This is a genomic window from Actinoplanes sp. OR16 (assembly GCF_004001265.1).
In the GTDB taxonomy this organism is placed as follows: Bacteria; Actinomycetota; Actinomycetes; order Mycobacteriales; family Micromonosporaceae; genus Actinoplanes.
Genome location: NZ_AP019371.1, coordinates 4,977,788 through 4,997,577 on the forward strand (window position 1 = coordinate 4,977,788; position 19,790 = coordinate 4,997,577).

General features: G+C 70.4%; 17 protein-coding genes. 10 read left to right on the forward strand and 7 right to left on the reverse strand.

Translation table 11 applies throughout. From position 1 onward, the window contains the following. Positions 1–38 precede the first annotated feature (38 nt). A complete protein-coding gene (locus tag EP757_RS22790; RefSeq protein WP_160165850.1) occupies positions 39–818 on the forward strand; it encodes an SDR family NAD(P)-dependent oxidoreductase in 780 nt (259 codons plus the stop codon). Between the two features lie 14 nt (positions 819–832). Here the strand turns inward: EP757_RS22790 and fdxA are convergent, their stop codons facing one another. After that, complete coding sequence (fdxA, locus tag EP757_RS22795; RefSeq protein ID WP_127549141.1) at positions 833–1,168, reverse strand: ferredoxin; 336 nt, start codon at positions 1,166–1,168, stop codon at positions 833–835. Positions 1,169–1,178: 10 nt separating this feature from the next. Next, positions 1,179–2,150: an NAD(P)/FAD-dependent oxidoreductase gene (locus EP757_RS22800; protein WP_127549143.1), complete on the reverse strand. Its 972-nt coding sequence runs from the start codon at positions 2,148–2,150 to the stop codon at positions 1,179–1,181. A 188-nt stretch (positions 2,151–2,338) separates the two neighbouring features. On the opposite strand from EP757_RS22800, the gene EP757_RS22805 reads away from it, so the two are divergent. The 6 genes from EP757_RS22805 to EP757_RS22830 all read left to right on the forward strand — a co-directional run bounded on the left by EP757_RS22805 (position 2,339) and on the right by EP757_RS22830 (position 8,542). After that, positions 2,339–3,589, forward strand: coding sequence for a Rieske 2Fe-2S domain-containing protein (locus tag EP757_RS22805; protein ID WP_127549145.1), 1,251 nt, complete (start codon positions 2,339–2,341; stop codon positions 3,587–3,589). Beyond that, positions 3,589–4,521 carry a catechol 1,2-dioxygenase gene (locus EP757_RS22810; RefSeq protein ID WP_127549147.1) on the forward strand — a complete coding sequence of 311 codons (933 nt, stop codon included), beginning with the start codon at positions 3,589–3,591 and terminating at the stop codon, positions 4,519–4,521. The genes EP757_RS22805 and EP757_RS22810 overlap by 1 nt, the downstream gene beginning before the upstream one ends. Next, positions 4,518–5,783, forward strand: coding sequence for a M20 family metallopeptidase (locus tag EP757_RS22815; RefSeq protein ID WP_197725351.1), 1,266 nt, complete (start codon positions 4,518–4,520; stop codon positions 5,781–5,783). The genes EP757_RS22810 and EP757_RS22815 overlap by 4 nt, the downstream gene beginning before the upstream one ends. Continuing rightward, positions 5,780–6,637 carry an alpha/beta fold hydrolase gene (locus tag EP757_RS22820; RefSeq protein ID WP_127549149.1) on the forward strand — a complete coding sequence of 286 codons (858 nt, stop codon included), beginning with the start codon at positions 5,780–5,782 and terminating at the stop codon, positions 6,635–6,637. The genes EP757_RS22815 and EP757_RS22820 overlap by 4 nt, the downstream gene beginning before the upstream one ends. 115 nt (positions 6,638–6,752) lie before the next feature. Then, positions 6,753–7,604 carry an alpha/beta fold hydrolase gene (locus tag EP757_RS22825; RefSeq protein ID WP_127549151.1) on the forward strand — a complete coding sequence of 284 codons (852 nt, stop codon included), beginning with the start codon at positions 6,753–6,755 and terminating at the stop codon, positions 7,602–7,604. Beyond that, entirely contained in the window at positions 7,604–8,542 is a 939-nt protein-coding gene (locus EP757_RS22830) for a zinc-binding dehydrogenase (protein ID WP_127549153.1), read from the forward strand. The genes EP757_RS22825 and EP757_RS22830 overlap by 1 nt, the downstream gene beginning before the upstream one ends. Positions 8,543–8,611: 69 nt before the next feature. Here the strand turns inward: EP757_RS22830 and EP757_RS22835 are convergent, their stop codons facing one another. From EP757_RS22835 to EP757_RS22850, 4 genes are all read right to left on the reverse strand, one after another. Then, the gene (locus EP757_RS22835; protein WP_160165851.1) at positions 8,612–9,586 is read right to left on the reverse strand and encodes an ABC transporter substrate-binding protein; all 975 of its coding nucleotides are present in this window, start codon (positions 9,584–9,586) and stop codon (positions 8,612–8,614) included. Positions 9,587–9,951: 365 nt separating this feature from the next. Continuing rightward, positions 9,952–10,881 carry an NADP-dependent oxidoreductase gene (locus EP757_RS22840; RefSeq protein WP_127549157.1) on the reverse strand — a complete coding sequence of 310 codons (930 nt, stop codon included), beginning with the start codon at positions 10,879–10,881 and terminating at the stop codon, positions 9,952–9,954. A 180-nt stretch (positions 10,882–11,061) separates the two neighbouring features. Further along, positions 11,062–12,210: an endo-1,4-beta-xylanase gene (locus tag EP757_RS22845; RefSeq protein WP_127549159.1), complete on the reverse strand. Its 1,149-nt coding sequence runs from the start codon at positions 12,208–12,210 to the stop codon at positions 11,062–11,064. A 182-nt stretch (positions 12,211–12,392) separates the two neighbouring features. Continuing rightward, positions 12,393–13,700, reverse strand: coding sequence for a cellulose binding domain-containing protein (locus EP757_RS22850; protein WP_127549161.1), 1,308 nt, complete (start codon positions 13,698–13,700; stop codon positions 12,393–12,395). A 226-nt stretch (positions 13,701–13,926) separates the two neighbouring features. Between EP757_RS22850 and EP757_RS22855 the strand changes: the two genes are divergently transcribed. Both EP757_RS22855 and EP757_RS22860 read left to right on the forward strand, forming a co-directional pair. Beyond that, entirely contained in the window at positions 13,927–15,330 is a 1,404-nt protein-coding gene (locus tag EP757_RS22855) for a non-reducing end alpha-L-arabinofuranosidase family hydrolase (RefSeq protein ID WP_127549163.1), read from the forward strand. A gap of 182 nt (positions 15,331–15,512) precedes the next feature. Continuing rightward, the gene (locus EP757_RS22860) at positions 15,513–17,255 is read left to right on the forward strand and encodes a tannase/feruloyl esterase family alpha/beta hydrolase (RefSeq protein WP_160165852.1); all 1,743 of its coding nucleotides are present in this window, start codon (positions 15,513–15,515) and stop codon (positions 17,253–17,255) included. Between the two features lie 5 nt (positions 17,256–17,260). On the opposite strand, the gene EP757_RS22865 is transcribed toward EP757_RS22860, so the two are convergent. Beyond that, the gene (locus EP757_RS22865) at positions 17,261–18,718 is read right to left on the reverse strand and encodes an MFS transporter (RefSeq protein WP_127549167.1); all 1,458 of its coding nucleotides are present in this window, start codon (positions 18,716–18,718) and stop codon (positions 17,261–17,263) included. 146 nt (positions 18,719–18,864) lie between these two features. Here EP757_RS22865 and EP757_RS22870 point away from each other — a divergent pair, with 146 nt between their 5' ends. Next, the gene (locus EP757_RS22870) at positions 18,865–19,749 is read left to right on the forward strand and encodes a helix-turn-helix domain-containing protein (protein ID WP_127549169.1); all 885 of its coding nucleotides are present in this window, start codon (positions 18,865–18,867) and stop codon (positions 19,747–19,749) included. Positions 19,750–19,790: the final 41 nt, after the last annotated feature.

Genomic DNA, 19,790 nt, shown 5'->3' on the forward strand with positions numbered 1-19,790 from the left:
CGATGGCGCGTCCCCTCAACGCCGCTCACTCTCACCGGATGACCTTCACCCAGCAGACAGAAGAACCCGCGGCGCAGGGGCCGGTGCTCGTCACGGGCGGCACCAGCGGGATCGGCCTGGCGATCGCCGAAGCGGTTGCTCGTTCCGGCCGGCCCGTGGTGGTCACCGGCCGTTCCGCGCAGCGGTGCCGCGAGGCAGAGCAACACCTGCAGCGCGCGTACGGGAAAGAGCAGCTGGCGCTCGTCGCGGACACCACCGACCAGGAGGCGCTGGCCGGAGCCGTACGCCAGGCCGCGGACCGGTGGGGCCCGGTAACCGGCCTGGTGACGGCCGCCGGATACCTGGCCCGCGGCTCGGTGCTCGACCTGACACCCGGCGAATTCCGCGCCGCCCTCGAGATCAACGTCATCGGCACCTGGCTGGCGATCCGCGCCGTTCTGCCCGGGATGCTCGACGCCGGGTTCGGGCGCATCGTCACGATCGGGTCCGTGCTGGGCTCGACCGGGGCTCCGGAGCGGGCCGGCTACGCGGCCACCAAGGGTGCGGTCGCCGCACTGACCAGGTCGATCGCCCTGGAGGTGGCGCGGACCGGCGTCACCGTGAACTGCGTCGCTCCCGGCCCGGTACGAAGCCCGATGAACGCCGACGCCGCCGAAACCGACGCCGCCGCCCAGGCCGCCTTCACGGCCAAGGTGCCGCTGGGCCGCTGGGGACGCCCGGAGGAGATCGCGCATGCGGCGCTGTCTCTCCTCGCCGCCGGCTCCTCGTTCACCACCGGCGCGGTGTTGCATGTGGACGGCGGCTACACCGCTCAGTGAACGGCCCGGGTGGCTCACAGATCGCTGACGAACGGAGTGTCCACCCCCAGCTCCCCGACCTTGCGCGATCCGCCGGGCGAGCCCAGCGGCGCGTCGCGGCCGGGGAGCTGGATCTGGAAGAAGTTCCGGGAGTCCTCGACGAACCGGGTGCGCTCCTCGTCGCCACGGGCCTTGCGGTCGACGTAGATCGCCTCGACCGGGCACTCCACCTCACAGGCGCCGCAGTCGATGCACTCGGCCGGGTTGATGTAGCTCTTGCGATCGCCGACGTAGATGCAGTCGACCGGGCAGACGTCCATGCAGGCCCGGTCGTTGACGTCGACGCAGTCCTTACCGATGACGTAAGACATGGTGAGCCTTTCAGACCAGAGATGCTTCGGTGGAATGCCCGGGGAACAGCGAGGCCTCGGGGTCGAGCTGCACGGCGGCGTTGTTCACGGCGGTCGCGACCTCGCCGAAGCCGACCGACATCAGCCGGACCTTGCCCGGGTACTCGGTCACGTCGCCGGCCGCGTAGACACCGGGAAGATTCGTGCGCATGCGCTGGTCGACCCGGATGGTGCGGCCGGCCAGTTCCAGGCCCCAGTCGGCGAGCGGGCCGAGGTCGGAGACGAAGCCGAGCGCGGCGATCACGCTGTCGGCGGGGAGGACCTCGTCGCCGAGGTGCACCCGCTCCACCCGGTCGCCGCCGGTGAGCCCGGTGATCTCGCAGTCGACGCGGAAGGCGACGCCGGCCCGCTGGGCCTCGGCCACGCTCGCGGCGTGTGCCCGGAAGCGGGCCCGGCGGTGCACCACGGTCACGCTGCGGGCCAGCGGCACCAGAGCGTTGGCCCAGTCGATGGCGCTGTCGCCGCCGCCGACGACGACCACGTGCCGGTCGGTGTGCGCGCTCAGGTCGGGAACGAAGTACGACAGCCCGCGCCCGAGGAACTCCTCGCCGGCCGGCAGCGGCCGCGGGGTGAACGTGCCGATCCCCGCGGTCAACACGACGGCGCCGGCGTCGATCAGGGTGCCGTCGGAGAGGGTCACCTGCGGTCGCCCGGCGTCGTCGCCCAGGGTCACCGCCTGCCGCTCGAGCACGTATCGGGTCCCGAACGCGTCCGCCTGAGCGGTCAGACCGTCGACGAGCTCGCGACCGGTGACGCCGGGCAGGCCGGCCACGTCCCGTACCACCTTCTCCGGGTACAGGGCCGCGATCTGGCCGCCGATCTGCGGCAGGGCGTCGATCAGGACGGTGCTCAGTCCTCGGAAGCCGGCACAGAACGCCCCGTAGAGGCCGGTCGGGCCGGCGCCGACGATCGCCAGGTCCGTGTGGATCGTGGTGGGTCGCATGGGGCCGACCGTAGGGACAGCCCGGCGTCGTTTCCACGGAGCCGGACCGCTGAGCAGACCGTGGACCGCTCAGCGGAATGCGTTTCGGTGGACGGACCCGGTCGCTGTCGTGTCCGGCGTACCAGTGCTTCTCTCGCCTCATTGTTCAGCGGCCGGGGCGATGTCCCGGGCACATGAGGGGAGGGCCGATGGTCGCAGAGCCGACGGTGAACGGTAAGGCGCCGGCACGGCGTCGTTCGCGGAGCGGGCGGCTGCCCGGCCGGCAGGACTGGTCGAGCTGGCCGCACTATCAGGCGGCCGCAGCGGGGTTCCGCGGTTACTGGTACCCGGTGGCGTTCTCGTCGCAGATCACCGGCAAGCCGACCGCGGTCACCCTGCTCGGCGAGCGCATCATGGTGATGCGCGACCGCGGGACCGTGTACGCCCTCAAGGACCGCTGCCCGCATCGCGGTGTGCCGCTCAGCTACGGCAACCAGCAGTTCCCCGGCACGGTCAGCTGCATCTACCACGGGTGGACGTTCGACCTGAAGACCGGCGACCTGGCCGCCGCGATCACCGACGGGCCGGCCTCGCCGATCTGCGGGAAGGTCACCCAGCCCACGTTCGAGACCGCGGAGCGGCTCGGCATGGTGTGGCTGTTCGTCGGCGACGGTGAGGAAGCGCCGCCGATCGACGACCAGCTGCCCGAGGAACTGCGCGACAACCCGGGCGTGGTCGGCGTGCGGATCCAGGCGCGCGAGGGCAACTGGCGCTTCGCCGCCGAAAACGGCTACGACGAGGGCCACGCGAAATACCTGCACCGGACGGCGCTGTGGCGGCTGTTCAAGGCGATGCCGGTGTACAACGACACCCGGATCGTGCGGCAGGGCCGCTGGCTCTATCGCGTGCAGGACAATCAGTACTGGGATGCCGACTTCCCCGGCCTCGGCAAGTGGACCGGCAAGGCGTGGTACAAGATCGACCCGTCGAAGACGAAGCCGGGCTCCGAGGCCAACCGCAACATCGGCAACACCGGCGGCGCGGCGAAGGTCAACGAGGTGATCGCCGCCCAGGACTTCCCGGGCTTCGTCTCGATCACCATGCCCGGCTTCCTGCGGGTCGCCTACCCGGGCTTCATCCACTACGAGTTCTACGTCCCGGTCGACGCCGACAATCATCTGTACGTCGGCGTGATGGTCAACTTCGGTAAAGGGCTCGCGACGCTGCCCTTCTATCCCAAGTACCTGGGCGCGATCCGATGGCTGTTCCACGGCCAGTTCTCCGGCCAGGACAAGTGGATGGTCGAAGTCACCGACGCCCCGCCGGAGCGCCTCTACCGCCCGGACGACGCCCTGCTCCAGTGGCGCAAGCTGGCGGAGGACCTCACCGAGGAACGGGCCGATCGGCTCACGGCCGAGGGCCTCACCCCGGAGGACGGCCAACCCGAGGTGACCAAGTAGTGGCCCGCATCGTCCTCGGCGTCGGCGCCTCCCATTCGACGCTGATGAACACCCATTGGGGTCAGGTCGCCGGCGTCGGCCGGGCCGAGCGGTTCCGGGACGCGCTCACCGAGGCCCGCAACGCGATCGCGGCCGCCCGCCCCGACGTGGCGATCGTCATCGGCTCCAACCACTTCCGGGGCTTCTGGCTCGACCTGATCCCCGCCTTCACGCTCGGCGTCGATCAGGTGGTGGCGTCCGGTGACGGCGGCACCCCGAAAGGCCCGCAGCGTACCGATCCGCGGTTCGCCCAGGCGCTGTCCGAGGATCTGGTCGGGCACGGCACGGAGGTGGCGATCTCGGCGAAGATGCAGATCGACCACGGCCAGGCGCACGCCGTGCAGTACCTGTTGCGGAACATCGACGTTCCGATCGTCCCCCTGGTGATCAACGTGTTCGCCACCCCGCTGCCACTGGTCAGCCGCTGCGTCGAGCTGGGGGAGGGGATCGCCCGCGCGGTCGCGGCCATCGCCGGGGACAAGCGCGTCGTGGTGATCGCCTCGGGTGGGCTCTCGCATCAGCTTCCCTGGCCCAGCCGCTGGCAGGACCCGCAGGGCGCCGACGAGGAGTTCCTGGTCGAGGCGTGGCGGGAGGGCCGCGGCGACTGGGAGAAGTACGACCCGCGCCGCCGCGAGATCATCGTGGCCGCCCGGCCCACCCTGTTCCCGGAGTTCGACGAGGAGTTCCTGGGCCGGCTCGACCGGGGCGAGCTGCGCCACTACGCGGACTGGACCAGTGAGCGGATCGAGGCGGAGGCCGGCAACGGCGGCCAGGAGCTGCGGACGTGGCTGACCATGGCGGCGGCCCTCGGGTTCGCACCCGGCCGCACCCTGGCCTACAGCCCGATGCCGGAGTGGCTGACCGGGATGGGCGTCGCGGTGATCGAGCCGTGACCGACCTGCTGGCCGCGGTGCTCAGCCGGATCACGTCGGCGCGGCTGCGGGATGCGGCGGTAGCGATCACCTCGATACCCAGTCCGACCGGCCGGGAAGCGCCGCTGGCGGCATGGCTGGCCGGGCAGATGCGGGTCAGCGGCATCGACGGTCACGTGCAGAGCATCGACGCCGATCAGGCCAACGCGGTCGGCCGGGTCGCGAGCAGCCGCACCGGCCGGGACCTCATGCTCTACGCCCCGATCGACACGCTGACCACCGGTGACGAGCAGGAGGACGTGCCGTGGATCGGCCCGGCGCTGCGGCCCGACATGCGAGCCGAAGGTGTCGTCCAGGGCGATCTCGTGCACGGCCTGGGCGCCGGTAATCCCAAGGGGCACGCCGCGTGTGTGCTGGTCACCGGGCAGGCGTACGCCGAAGCGGTGGCCGCCACCGGTGTGCGGCCGCGCGGAGATCTGGTGCTCGCGTTCGGCGCCGGAGGCATGCCGACCAACGCCATCGGTGACGGCCGGGCGAACACCGGTCACGGCGTCGGGGCGTCGTTCCTGCTGGAGCGCGGCTGGTACACCGATCACGCGATCATCGCCAAACCCGGTGACTTCGTGGCTCACGACGAGGTCGGGCTCTGCTGGTTCGAGATCACGATCAAGGGCATTCACACGTACGCCGGAAGCCGCCACCGCCTGCCGTACCGCAATCCGATCGTCGTCGCGGGGGAGGTGGCCTCCCGGCTGGAGGCGTGGCTCGCCGACTTCCCGATCCGGCACCGCACCGCCACGGCCGCGCCGCAAGGCATCATCGGCGCTGTCGCCGGCGGGTGGGAACGGATGCTCGCTGTCACCCCGGCGGTCTGCCGGCTACGCCTCGACATCCGGCTCGCGCCGGGCCGGCAGCCCCTCGACGTGCGCCGGGAGCTGGCGGCCTTCCTGGCGACGATCGACGCCGAGATCGACTGTGAGCTGGTCAACCACATCCCCGCCTCGGTCACCGACCCGGACGACTGGGTGATCACCGAGACGATCCGGGCCTGGGAGGCCGCGGCGGGCCGCCCGCACCGGCCGGTCCGGGACAACAGCGGCGCCACCGACGCCAACATCCTGCGCGCCCGGGGCATCCCCACCGCGCGCGTCGGCATGCCCAAGCCGGCACTGCCCGGCATCGACTTCGCGCTGGGCATGAACACCGTCGAGGTCACCGCGATGCGCCGGCTCTGCGAGGTCCTCGCGCGCGTCGCGGTCACCAACAGTCAGGAGGAACGATGAGCACACCACCCGAGGGCAAGCACGCCGAGGGCTATCACTACCTGGACCTGGGTTCCGGGCTGGACACCGTGTTCCTGCACGGAGGCGGGCCCGGCTGCACCGGCTGGAGCGACTTCGGCCCGGTGGCCGGCCTGTTCGCCGCCGAGCGCCGGGTGCTGATCCCGGACATCCTGCAGTACGGGCGCTCCGACAAGGTGCGGATCACCGGGCCGATGTGGGACTTCCACGCGGCCCGCACGGTGGCGCTGCTCGACACCCTCGGTGTCGAGCGCGCCGACTTCGTCTGCAACTCGTGGGGCGGCACGATCGCGCTCAACCTGGCGGCGAAGTACCCGGACCGAGTCCGGTCGCTGGTGGTCACCGGCAGCATGCCGGTCTTCTACGGCCCGCTCGCGCCACTGCCGGAGAACGGCCACCGGGGCCGCAGCGCCCGCGACGCCTACTACGGCGGTGAAGGCCCGACCCGGGAGAAGATGCGCCGGCTCATCGCCACCCTGGAGTGGTGCCACGGCGACCGGCTCCCCGAGGAGACCGTCGAGATGCGGTACCAGCAGAGCCTCGACCCCGGCGAGCGCGAGCTGGCGGCGATGTCCGACTCGCCCCGCGGCGACTGGCAGGACCTCACCGAGGAACTCGGCCGGATCCAGGCGCCGACCCTGTTCATCTGGGGGCGCGAAGACGCGTTCCTCACGCCGGATTACCCGATGATGCTCGCCCGCATGGTGCCCGATGGCAACCTGCACGTGATGGACCACGTGTCCCACCACCTGCAGGAAGAGCAGCCGGAGCGCTACCACGCCATCGTCGCCGCGTTCCTCGCCGACGCGGCCCGCCGTGATGCGAAAGGTGACTGAACCATGAGAACCCTGCTCTGGCTGATCGGCGTCGGCGCGCTCGTCGCGCTCGTCCGGGTCCTCGCCCCGCGCAGCAACACCCAGATCCACCGGATCAACCAACCCTAGGAGAACCATGTCCATCTGGACCGACCTGACGCCGCTGTCGTTCTCCGTGTCCTACGTCGACGCGGGTGGTGTGCCGACCCGGACACTGCGGGCCGGCGACGGCACCCCGGTGGTGTTCCTGCACGGCACGAGTGGCCACCTCGAAGCCTTCACCCGCAACATCGCAGCGCACGCCGAGCACTACGCGGTACACGCCATCGACATGCTCGGCCACGGCTACACCGGAAGCGTGGACAAGCCGTCGGAGATCCCGGGATACGTACGGCACCTGCTCGACTACTTCGACGCCGCGGGCATCGAGAAGGCCCACATCGTCGGGGAGTCCCTCGGCGGCTGGGTCGGCGCGCGCACCGCCGCCGACCATCCGGACCGGGTCGCCAGCCTGCAACTGCTCTGCGCCGGCGGCACCGTCGCCAACCCGGAGGTGATGGCCCGGATCGACGCCAGCACCCGCCAGGCCGTCGCCACCGACGACATCGAGCTGACCCGCGAGCGGCTGCGGCTGCTGATGGCCGATCCGGTGAACGCCACCGAGGAACTGGTCGAGGTCCGGCACCGGATCTACCACGAGCCCGCCTTCGTCGCCGGCATCGACAATCTGCTCTCCCTGCAGAAGATGGAGATCCGCCGGCGGAATCTGCTGACCGTCGAGCAGATGCGGCGGATCACCCAGCCCACACTGATCGTCTGGGGTCGCAAGAACCCGTTCGGCGACGTCCCGGAGGCGCAGGCCATGCACGCCGCGATCGCGGGTTCCCAGCTGGAGCTGCTCGACGACACCGGGCACTGGCCGCAGCACGAGCAGGCCGCGATCTACAACCCGCTCAGCCTGGAATTCCTGGCGAAGGTGGGTGCCTGATGCGCGCTCTCCGCATCCACGCCTGGGGCACCCGCCCGGTCGTGGACGAGGTCCCCGAGCCGATCCGCGGCGAGGGCGAAGTGCTGGTCCAGGTCGACGCGGCAGCGCTCACCCACCTCGACCTGACCGTGGCCTCCGGCGAGTTCGGGATGCGCCCGCCGCTGCCGTACACCGGTGGCGTCGAAGGCAGCGGGACCGTCCTGGAAGCCGACGATCTGGCCCCGGGAACCCAGGTCATGCTCCGCGGCGGCGGTCTCGGCCTGGTCCGCGGCGGCACCTGGCAGGAACGGGTCTCCGTGCCGCGTAAGGCGGTTGCCCTGCTCGACACGCCGTTGCCCGCCGGCTTGGCCGCTACCTTCCTGGGACCTACCACGACCGCCGCGGTGACGCTCTACGACGTGGCCGAGCTGCAGGCGGGGGAGAAGGTCCTGGTGACCGGCGCGGCCGGCGCTGTCGGTTCGCTCGTCTGCCAGCTCGCCCTGCACGCCGGCGCCGAGGTGACCGGCCTGGTAGGCCGGCCGGAGCGGCTTGCCGATCTGCCCGCCGGCGTCACCGGGGCCGTGCTCGGCGACCCGCCGGCCGGCTGGGCGGCGGACCGCCCCTTCGACCTGCTCGTCGACACCGTCGGCGGCGACCGGCTGATCGAGCGTACGGGCTGGGTGCGGGCCGGTGGCCGGGCCGTGGTGGTCGGCTACACGGCCGGCGCGACCGCGACCGTGGACCTGCCGAACTGGCTGCTCGCCGATGTCGCCCTGCTGCCGGTCAACATGATGCGGAAGGCGCAGCGCGGGCAGGAGCTGAAACCCGCTCTGAGCGCCCAGCTGGCTGCCGGCACACTGACACTGGCCATCGAGCAGGTCCCGGTCGAGGCGGCGGCGGACGCCCTCGATCGTCTGGCGAAGGGACAGAATCGCGGCCGCCTGGTCGTGGCGTTCTGATCATGCGCTGAGGTAGTTGAGCAACGGGACCGTCCACCTTGCCGAGGTGGACGGTCCCGTCGTTTCACATCACTTCGTGGCGTTCTGCGAATACCAGTTCTTCAGTAATTGCTCGTCGAGGTTCGGCGCCGTGGCGATGAGCTTCTCCTGAAGGAAGAAGTCCGCCGTGCTCTTCGCGCCGGTGACATCGGCGTCGGTGAGGTCGCGAACCCCGAAGGTGATCTGGCCGATGCTCTTGAGCGTCTCCTCCGCCGCGATCTTGATTTCCTTCTGCGTCGCGTCGGCGGCCCGCTGCGGCTCCTTCGCCGCGATGTCGGCGGCTTCGGCGATCACCTTGACGACCTTGCCGGCGAGTTCCGTGTTGCCGGCAAGCCACTTCTGATCGGCGTCGATCCACTGGACGTACTTCATGCCGTAGTCGCCGATCGACTCATGGACCGTCCCGCCCTGCTCGACGCCCCGGCTGATCCACGGTTCGTAGACGACGTACGCGTCCACGTCGCCCTTGCCGAGCAGGGCCGGGAAGTCCGGCGCGCTCGCGGTGACGAACTTGACCGACGCCCGGTCGATCTTCTTGCTCTCCAGGTAGCGAGCCGCGGCGAGGGTCACCAATCCGGGTGCGACGGCCATCGTCTTGATCTGCGAGGCGTCGGTGATCCCCTTGCCCAGGACCACCTTCAGGTACTTCGAGGACTCCTGGAAGACCGCCACCGCCCGCAGGTCGGGCGTCTTGGCCATCAGCGTGACGATGGTCGCGTCCGAGCTGGCGGCGAGTTGAGCGACACCGGCGATCACGGCGTTGGTGATGGCCGCGCCGCCCTCGGTCTGGGTCAGCTCGACGTCGAGGCCGGCCTTGGTGAACAGGCCTTCCTGCTTGGCGAGGTAGAACGGCGCGTACGCCGCGTCGACACCGACCGCGATCCGTACCTTCGAGGACGCCTCGGCCTCGGCCTGGGCAGCTGGGCGGGAGCAGCCGGCGAGCAGCAGCGTGCCCACCAATCCCAGTGCGGCCGCGGACCGGCCGGCAGTGAACCATTCACGCATGATGGTGCCTTCCATTCGGAGGATTCAGACCTTCACGCCGTAGCGGCGCAGGAGCCGGCCGGCCGGAGTCGCGGTGAGGGTGGGGCCGTGTACCACCAGGCGACCGCGGCCCGTCCCGGGCCTGAGCCGTCGAGGTTGCTTGTCATTCAGGTGGTATATCGGGGCCGCGTACCAGGGAGAATCATGCTGGTCCGCTCAGTGAACCGACATCCCGCGGTAAACACTCCAGCAAGGATCCGGCGGCCGGCTCATCGGCGGTGTTTCCGATGCGTCTCGGACGACGCGTCCTGCCCTCCCGGCGGGAGTGGACGCGACGGATCATGATCGCCTCCGCGATGGCGGACGTGAATCCGGGTGCTCGGGTTTCAGGCGGCGGGGAGCACGACGACCTTGCCGGTGATCGGCGCGGTGGCCGCTTCGGCGTGCACCGTCGCCAGGTCGGCCAGCGGGATCCGCCGGGTCGGGCCGAGGCGCAGCGCGCCGGAGTCGAGCAGATCCACCAGCCGGGCGAGTTGTCCGGCGTCGGGACGGACGAAGAGATTGATTCCCTGTACGCCGCGCCTCTCGTCCGACGGGGCGGGCATCCAGACCGTCGTGTTCACCAGGACACCGCCGTCGCGGATGAGCTCCACCAGCCCCGCCAGCTGCTCCGGGGTGACCGGTGCGAGGTTGAGCACGACGTCGACGGTCTCGGTCAGTTCGGGGATGCCGTGGCCGTGGATCTCGTCGGCGCCGGCCTCCTCGGCCTGCCGGCTGCTGCCGGGACCGGCCACGGCGATCACGTAGGCGCCGGCGTTCTTGGCCAGCTGGACCGCGTAGCCGCCGACGGCACCACCGGCGCCGTTGATCAGCACTCGCTGGCCGGTGGTGAGTTTCGCGTGGTCGAACAGGGCCTGCCAGGCGGTGAGGCCGACCAGTGGCAGCCCGGCGGCGTCGGCGAGCGCGATGCCGGCGGGGGCCTTGGCCAGGAGCCCGGCGGGGGCCAGGGCGTATTCGGCGGCCGCGCCGACGCTGGTCAGCGGTAGGGCGGCGATCACCTGGTCGCCGACCTGGAGGCCGGTGACGCCGTCGCCGAGCGCGTCGATCGTGCCGGCGACGTCGGAGCCGAGGGTGTGCGGCAGTGCCACCGGGATGGGGCCCTGCATGTAGCCGGCGCGGATGTTGCCGTCGACCGGGTTGAACGATGTGGCGGCCACCCGGATCCGGACCTCGCCGGCGCCCGGGACGGGCTGGTCGACGTCCTCGAAGCGCAGGACGTCGGGGGTGCCGTACTCGTGGAAACGCACTGCCTTCATGGCGGAGCCCGCTCTCTCTGAGTCATGAAGTGCTTCGTTTTCGAAGCACTTCATGACTGTAGCACGCTTCGAATTCGAAGCAAGTCGAGCGTGTTGTGAGCCGGGCGACACTGCCGGGCGACCGTCAGGGCAGAAAGAAGGGCTGGCCCTCAGCGGACCAGCCCTTCGGATCACGGGTGCTCAGCGGCGCGGCGCTCCGGCGGCCAGCGCCAGATCCTGCTGCAGCACGTAGTACTGGCCCTTCGGGTTGAGCTGCTCGTCGTAGATCAGAGCCGCGCCCTCCTGCGGGTCGTCGAACCAGCCCGGCACCCACGAGTAGGAGTCACCGAAGCCCCACGGCGTGAAGGAGATGCAGGCGCGGACGGCCAGGCAGGCCTTCAGCGTCCGCGACCAGTAGCTCTCCTGGGCGTACGAGGCCAGCGGGTTGACCGGCTCGTTGACCGCTTCGGGCTTGGTGAAGGTGCGCACGTCGACCTCGGTGAGCGCGACCTTCTGGCCCAGCGCGGCGAACCGCTCCAGGTTGTTCTGCAGGTCCGGGTAGCCGTACTGGGTGGACAGATGCCCCTGGAAGCCGACGCCGTGGATCGGCACCCGCTGCGCCTTGAGCGACTTGACCAGCTCGTACACCGCGTTGCTCTTGGGCCCGGTGAACTCGAGGTTGTAGTCGTTGTAGAAGAGCAGCGCCTTCGGGTCGGCCTGGTGCGCCCAGCGGAACGCGTCGGCGATGTAGCCGGTGCCGCCCCACGCCTTGTACCAGATCGTCTGGCGCGGCTCGCCGTTGTCGTCGAAGGCCTCGTTCACCACGTCCCACTGCCAGATGTCGCCCTTGAAGTGGCGCACCTGCGCGAAGATGTGCTTCTTCAGTGCCGCCTTCACCTCGGCGTCGGACAACGTGGTGGTGTAGCCGTCGCTGGACAGCCAGGCGGGCAGCTGGTTGTGCCACAGCAGCGTGTGACCGCGGACCAGCTGGCGGTTCTTCTTGGCGAACGCGACGAGCTGGTCGGCCTTCTCCCAGGTGTAGACGCCGCGGACGGCCTCCACCTCGGCCCACTTCATCGCGTTCTCCGCGGTGACGCTGGAGAACTGCTCGGCGGCGATCTGCGTGTACTCCTCGTTGGCGCCCAGCTCGTCGGCGTTGATGGCGGTGCCGATGCGCAGCCCGGTGCGCGCGCCGAGCGCCCGCAGCGAGTCGGCGGGGTAGGCCGTACCGGCCGCCGGGTGTCCGGCGCCCGGACCGGGGACGGCGGTGGCGGAACCGGCGAACGCGAGCTGTCCGGCCAGCAGCGCCAGGGCGCCGGCTATGGAGGCGAGAAGTCGGGGACGACTCATGGGAGCTCCTTGCGGGTATCGTCCGGAAGTTTCGGTGGTGTTCCGGAAGCAACGACCGCAATCTATGCGCGACTCCGGAAGCGGTCAAGGTGGATGGCTCATCTGGACGCGTCCGGGGTCCGGAAGTTACGAAGGCCGGGCTCGGAGACTTCCGAGCCCGGCCGTTCGCGCAGCTGGGGACGTCACCCGGTGGTGCAGGCGGAACCGTTGAGCGCGTACCCGGTCGGCGCCCCACTGTTTCCGGTGTGGGTGGCCTGGAACCCGAAGCTCACCGACGCTCCCGGCGCCAGCGCCGCGTTGTAGCCGACGTTGCTCGCGGTCACCTGCCCGGACGACGGCGCGTAGGTGGCGTTCCAGCCGCCGGTGATGGTCTGCCCCGCGGGGAGGCTGAAGGTGACCTGCCAGCCGTTGATGCTGGAGCTGCCGGTGTTGGTGATCGTGATGTCGGCGGTCAGCCCGTTGTTCCAGGCGTTGACGGCGCCTTTGGCCCGGCATGCCGCCGTGCCGGTCGAGGGGGAGACCGAGGCCGACGGGGAGACCGAGACCGAGGTCGAGGGGGACGGAGAACTGGGTGCCGGGCTCGACGGCGTGGTGGTGCTGCCGAACTGGCTGAAGAACTGCCACACCTCACCGGAGACCCAGGACGATGAGGCGTTGCGGTCCACCGGGAGGGGAACGTGGTCGCCGTCGAAGGCGGCCCACTGGACCGGATAACCGGCCCGGCATCCCGCGTACGCGGTGGTGATGTGTGTCCCGCTGCCCTGCGCGGGCTCCGGCGGGTTCTGCGCGGCGCAGCCGTTGGCCCGGACGAAGGAGTCCCGGAGGCCGCGTCCCTGCGAGATGTTCAGGACGCTGTCCCGGATGCCGTGGATGCCGAAGTAGGCGACCGGCGCCGACGCCGAGGAGCATCCGCTGAGGTTGGCGCCGGCGATCGGCGCGACCGCTCGGAAGACGGCAGGCCGGGCACAGGCCAGCGCGTAGCTCATGGCGCCGCCGTAGCTGAATCCCAGCGCGAATCGCTGCGACGTGTCGACGCAGAGGTCGTTCTCGACGACGCGGAGGATGTCGTCGACCAGGGTCACGTCCCGGCCGCCGGTGTTGGCCCAGCCCGCGTCCAGGCCCTGCGGCGCCACGAAGACGGCGCTGTTGCCGGACCGCTGCTGCAGACCGTAGAACCCGTTGCCGACCACGTCGTTGGCGCTGCCGTTGAGCCAGTGCAGACCGACGACCAGCCGGTACGCCTGGCTGCTGGTGTAGTTCGCGGGCAGCCGCAGGATGTACGTCCGGGCCCGGCCGCCGCTCTGGATCGTGTAGGTGCCGTCGCGCAGCGTCGGGGCCTTGCCGCAGCCGGCGGTGGCCGCCAGGGCGGTCTGCTGCCCGGCCGAGGCGGTCCCGCCGGTGAGGACCGCGGTCACCGCGCCGATCAGCAGCGCGGCGACGGCGACGGCCGTGCCGAGCACCCTGCGGTCTCTTGCTCTTCGCTCTGCCATGGAAGCCTCCGGGATCTAACACCGTCGATGTGATGGCCGTTCGGATGTTACGGAGCGATTTCGTAAATTTCTACGCTTGAGCGGCCGACTCGATGCGTCATCCCGGCATAACGGATTCCTCCGTTGAATGTCGTCATCTGATTTACTGCGCCCTGATCCGGTCGAGGACGAAACATCCTGGCAATCTCCACACACCAAATGTGAGCGCTCCCAAGGAGACTCGATCATGACCGGATCGCGATGGATTCGTGCCGGGGCGGTTCCCGCCGGCATCGTTCTTCTGGCCTCGGCGGCGGCCGCCGTGGCACTGCCCGCCGGCGCCGCGGCCGCCGGCTGCTCGGTGAGTTATGCCATCTCTTCGCAGTGGCAGGGGGGCTTCGGCGCCAACGTGTCGATCACCAACCTGAGTGATCCACTGACCGGCTGGAACCTGACGTGGACCTACCCGGCGGGGCAGACGGTGACGCAGGCGTGGAACGCGACGGTGACGCAGACCGGGTCGGCGGTGACCGCCGTGAACATGAGCTACAACGGGTCGATGGCCACCAACGGCACGGTGTCGTTCGGATTCAACGGCTCGTGGACCGGCAGCAACCCGGTCCCGGCGGGCTTCGCTCTCAACGGGGTGGCCTGCACCGGAACTTCCGGTCCGCCGTCACCGTCGAGTCCGCCTCCGTCATCCCCCTCGCCGTCACCCTCGGCCTCGCCCTCGACGCCGGGCGGTTCCTGCACCCTGCCGTCGAGCTACCGCTGGACGTCGACTGGAGTGCTGGCCCAGCCCCGGTCGGGGTGGGTGTCGCTGAAGGACTTCACCAGCGTCGTCCACAACGGCAAGCACCTGGTGTACGCGTCGAACGTCTCCGGTTCGACGTACGGCTCGATGAATTTCACCCCGTTCACCGACTGGTCCGGGATGGCCTCGGCCGGCCAGAACGCGATGAGTCAGGCGGCAGTGGCACCCACGCTGTTCTACTTCGCCCCGAAGAACGTCTGGGTCCTGGCGTACCAATGGGGTGCCTGGCCCTTCATCTATCGGACGTCGAGCGATCCGACCAACCCGAACGGCTGGTCCGCGCCGCAGCCGCTGTTCACCGGCAGCATCACCGGCTCGGGAACGGGGCCGATCGACCAGACGCTGATCGCTGACGGCACGAACATGTACCTCTTCTTCGCCGGCGACAACGGCAAGATCTACCGGGCGTCGATGCCGATCGGGAACTTCCCCGGCAACTTCGGCTCCTCGTACACCACGATCATGAGCGACAGCACGAACAACCTGTTCGAAGCGGTCCAGGTGTACAAGGTGCAGGGCCAGAACCAGTACCTGATGATCGTCGAGGCGATCGGCAGCCAGGGCCGCTACTTCCGCTCGTTCACGGCCACCAGCCTGAGCGGATCGTGGACACCGCAGGCCGCCACCGAGAGCAACCCGTTCGCCGGCAAGGCCAACAGCGGTGCCACCTGGACCAATGACATCAGCCACGGCGACCTGGTGCGTGCCAACCCGGACCAGACCATGACCGTCGATCCCTGCAACCTGCAACTGCTCTACCAGGGCAAGAACCCCAGCGCCGGTGGCGCCTACGACCAGCTGCCGTGGCGGCCGGGCCTGCTCACCCTGCAGCGGTAGGCGGCGAACCGCCCCAGAACCAACATCGGTGGGGAGCGGCCCGGTGTGCTCGAGGGATCCGAGCGCACCGGGCCGCGCTTGCCCGTGGCGGGTCCGGTGAGCGGACCCGGGGGCTTGGAGAGCACTCCCACCTGGCCGATCATTCGCGGAAGTCTATGTTCCGCATCGGGTCGGGAGGCCAGTTGTCACTCTTCGTGCGGGGTACCCACCGGCGGCGCACCATCGCCGCCGCGATCAACGTCTTCGTGCTCATGGCGGCCCTGGTCGCCGCCTCCACCGCGCAGGCTTCACCGCGGCCGGCGCAAGCTCCGGTCGCCGCGGCCGTGACGCCGCCGGCGATCACCTGCGCACAGGCCGCCCAGCTGGATCTGACCGGTGTCCCGGGCGCACCGGCGAACGTCACCTCGGCGACGATCATCGCCGCCGCCGGCAACACCCTCGGCAGGTGGGAGGCGTGCAGCGTCAAGGGGATCATCGCGCCGCAGATCCAGTTCAACCTGTTGCTGCCCACCCAGACCTGGACGGGACGCTATCTGCAGACCGGCTGTGGCGGCTTCTGCGGAAGCGTCAGTTTCGACGCCCAGGCGACCTACGGCTGCCTCCCGCTCACCGACGGGGAGTTCGCGGTGGCCGCGGACAACGAGGGGCACGTCGGAGCCGGCTTCACCGACGGGCTCTTCGGCGCTGACCCCCAGCTGCGAGTCGACTTCGGCTACCGGTCCCAGCACCTCACCTCCCTCGTGGCCAAGGAGATCATCAAGCGGTTCTACGGCCGGTCCGCCGCGCGGTCGTACTTCACGGGTTGCTCTGAGGGCGGTGACCAGGCGATGACCGAGGCGCAGCGTTACCCCGGCGACTTCGACGGCATCGTCGCCGGCGCCCCCGCGTCGAACATGACCGCCCTGGCCGTCTTCGACCAGGCATGGAACGCCAAAGCCGTACTGGACGCCAACGGCAATCCGACCCTCACGGTGGCCGACCTCGCGTCGCTGCACACGGCCGTCGTGAACGCCTGCGACACCCTGGACGGCACCCAGGACGGGCTGATCAGTGATTCGCAGAGCTGCTCGTTCGACCCGAAGAGCATCGCCTGCCCGGCGTCCGGCAGCAGTACGTCCGGCTTCTGCCTCACTCCGGCCCAGGTCGCGTCGGTCCGCAAGGTCTACGGCGGGGCGCGGGACGAGAAGAACCGGCTGCTGTACCCGGGCGCCCAGCCCCGCGGTTCGGAACTCGACTGGGCGGGCTGGCTGATCCCCTGGAGCGCGGGAGGGCTGTCGAATCAGGGTGGCTTCGCCGTGAACACGGTGCGCTGGCTCGCCTACCCGGGTCCGCGGCCGTCGCTCACGCTGAACGACATCACATTCACCGAGAAGAGCTTCAAGGACATCATGGGCCGGGTCTCGGGCATCTACGACTCCATCGACCCGGACCTGAGCGCGTTCCGCAAGCGCGGCGGCAAGCTGATCATGTGGCACGGTGAGGCCGACCCGGCGGTGCCTCCGGCCGGCACCATCGCGTACTACCAGGCGGTCACCGAGCAGATGGACGGCCTGGCTCGTACCCAGGAGTTCGCCCGGCTGTTCATGCTGCCCGGCGTGGCACACTGCAGCGGCGGCGAGGGGCCCGACAAGCTGGACGCGCTCACCGCGGTGGTCGACTGGGTCGAGCGCGGCAAGGCGCCGGAGAGCCTGACGACCACCAAGGTGACCTCGGGTGCGGTCACCGCGACCAGGCCCGCCTACCCGTGGCCGCTCATGGCCGTGAACACCACGGGCGGGCCGGCCGATCAGGCGTCGAGCTACACGGCGCAGCCGAGGAAGTCGGCCGGCCAGACCGTCAGCTGGCTGGGCAGCTTCCGCTCGGGCTACGAGAAGACCTGCGAATGGATCAACGGCAGGTGGGTCTGCCGTAACGCCAAGGCCTGATCGCATCAGCCGCGCCGGGCGCGCACCCGGCGCGGCTGTCGCAGGAAGACCGCCACGGCGATCGCGGTGAGCACGCACAGGGCGGCGTTGACGCCGATGGCGGTGCGGACCGCGGTGAGGATGTCGCCGGCCGCCTCGCCCGGAGAGCCGCCCGGTGAGCCACCCGGCGCGACGAGGACCGCTCCCACCACGGCGGACATGACCGGGATGCCGAGGGTGATGCCGATCTGCTGGCTCATGGTGGCCAGCCCGGCGGCGATGCCCTGCTCCTCGTCGGGCAGGCCCGCGGTGACGGTGACCATGAATCCGACGATGGCGACGAGGTTGGCGACCCCACCGGCGAAGGTGGCGGCGAGCAGCAGCAGAACCCCGCCTGAGGAGGAACCCAGGAGGATCAGGACCACCGTGGCCGCCGCCTGGACCGCCAGGCCGAGGGCCAGCGCCCGTGGCGCGCTACCCGAGGACGCGATCACCTTGGGGCCGAGGACCCCGCCGAGCACGGTGCCGACGCCCAGGACCGCGAACGACAACCCGGCGGCCAGCGGCGTGTAGCCGAGGACCTCCTGGAGGTAGAGGGTGAGCAGGAAGACGAGCGACGTCTCGGTGGCGAACGCGACGACCCCGGCGACGTGGCCCCAGGCGACGCCGCGCCCGCGCAGGATTCGGACCGGGACCAGCGGCGCCTCGACCCGATGTTCGATCATCCAGAACGCCGCGAGCAGCACGACGCCGGTGAGCAGTCCACCCCAGGCGCGGGCATCGATCCAGGAGTGCTCGCCGGCGCTGGTGAGACCGAAGACGACGGCGAGCAGGCCCGCGGTGACGGTGGCGGCGCCCGGCACGTCGAGGCGAGGACGCCGGGCGGGGCGGCTCTCGGCGAGCACGAACGGCGCCACCGCGAGCACGAGCACGGCGACGACGACGTTGATGAAGAACGCCCACCGCCAGCTCAGCAGGTCGGTGACCACGCCGCCGAGGATGGCGCCGGTGGTGAATCCGGCGGCCATCAACGCTCCGTTGAGTCCGAGCGCGCGATCACGCCGGGGCCCTTCCGGGAACGCGGTGGTCAGCAGCGAGAGCGCGGCCGGGGTGACGGCCGCGGTGGCCAGACCCTGCGCCACGCGGGAGGCGAGCAACAGGACCGGATCGGTCGCCAGTCCACCGGCCAGCGAGGAGACGCCGAGCAGGGCGATACCGGCCAGGAACAGCCGGCGGCGCCCGACGATGTCAGCGACCCGGCCGAAGAGCAGGGTGAACCCGGCCGCGCACAACGCGAAGGAGGTCGCGATCCATTGCAGCGTGGACAGGGTGAAGCCGACGTCGGCGCCGATCACCGGGAGCGCGACGTTGAGGATGGAGAAGTCGACCGCGAGGGTGAAGCTCGCGGTGAGCAGGACGGCGAGGACGAGTCGGTCACGGGTCTGGTCGGCGGCGGTCTCGGGAATCGAGTCCGTGCTGGTCATCGAAGGCCTCCGGTCGGAGCGGGATTACGACGACGACACTGACCGCCGGCGTCGACGGCAGCCAGAACACCGTTGCGGCTACGCGGGGCCAGACTGGTACCGGCAGGGACAGGCAGCGGGCGGCCCCACCGGTCACGATGGGAGTCATGCAGAGTGAGAACGGGACCCGGGGCGAGCTGGCGGACTTCCTGCGCAGCCGCCGAGCGCGGTTACGCCCGGACGATGTCGGGCTCGTCTCGTACGGTGCCCGCCGGGTCCCCGGTCTGCGACGCGAGGAGCTCGCCCAGCTGGCCGGTGTGAGCCCGATCTACTACACCCGGCTGGAGCAGGGGCAGAGCACCAACGCGTCGGAGTCGGTGATCGAGGCCATCGCCGGTGCTCTCGCGCTCACCGACGGCGAGCGCGCTTACCTGCACGATCTCGCCCGGCCGCGGCCGGCGAAGCGGCGCCGGGCGCAGCGGCCGGAGTCGGCCCGGCGCGGCGTCGAGCAGCTGATCGACGCGATGCGCGACGTGCCCGCCCTCGTGCTGGGCCGGCACAGCGAGGTGCTGGCGTGGAACGAGCTGGGGCACCTGCTCTTCGCGGGGCATTACGATCGCGCCGCGCCGCGCCGACCGGCGGATCGGCCGAATCTGACCCGGATGCTCTTCCTCGACCCGCACACCCGCGAGCTGTACCGGCGCTGGGACGAGGAGGCGAGCCGGGCGGTGGCGTCGCTGCGGATGGCCGCGGGCCGTCACCCCGACGACGCGGCGCTGACCGCGCTGGTCGGCGAGCTGATCGTGAAGAGCCGTGAGTTCGCGGCCTGCTGGGCCGAGCATCCGGTGCAGGTCTGCGGCGCGGGCACGAAGCACCTGCACCACCCGGTCGTCGGTGACCTGGATCTCGACTACGAAGCCCTGCACCTGCCGGAGGACGACGGGCACCGGCTGCTGACGTACACGGCGGCGCCCGGATCCGGCCACGAGGCCGCGCTGCGACTGCTGAGAGCGCCGGCCCGGCACGACCGGTCTCCTCTCAGCCTGCGGTGAGTCAGGTCAGGCCCGTGTCGGATGCGGTGAGCGTCACGGTG